We start from the raw sequence: 553 nt of genomic DNA, 5'->3' as shown, positions 1-553 counted from the left end.
AATTGACAGTTTTAAGCTTGAAGGTAGGTGCAACCCATTCTCCCTTTTCATTATAACCTGCTCCTCCACCAAAATACTCAGCAAATGTCTGATTCATTGAATAAAGTTGGTTGCCAGTGATCGCTTCTGTTGAACCTTTAGAAATTTCTCCATCTAAAAGAAACTTCAATTTGCTATTGTTTCTGTCCTTACCTTCCCCATGAAGAGCTACAAAGGCGTTATCACCCTTGCTCCACGATAAAGAATCTTGCGCAACACCTGCAGAAACTTCCTTAATTCGTGCATTCACATTCTTGATATTATCATCAAGTCCTTCAAAAGCTGAACCAACATTGGTAAAAGGCTTGGCTGTTATCTTACCATCTTTATCAATCTCCGATAAACTATAGGTCGGCCCTGTAAACACACCATTATTAAAAGCTGCATTACCCCCTAAATAAGTAACAACCTTATTATTCGTTTCAAAAAGCTGACCACCCGTAACAGCATCTGTTGATTTAGCGCTAATCTCACCATTTGCAAGGAACGTAATTCTACTGTTTTCTTGTGTCCT

At 38.9% G+C, this 553-nt stretch carries 1 pseudogene; it reads right to left on the bottom strand.

Going from position 1 to position 553, the window contains the following annotated elements:
• Window positions 1–553 (bottom strand): annotated as a pseudogene (locus ACFINS_RS11240) (hypothetical protein); the annotation flags it as partial.

This window comes from Bartonella sp. AA2SXKL (assembly GCF_042197205.1).
Taxonomy (GTDB): Bacteria; Pseudomonadota; Alphaproteobacteria; order Rhizobiales; family Rhizobiaceae; genus Bartonella.
This window is presented reverse-complemented; position numbering and strand designations above follow the sequence as displayed.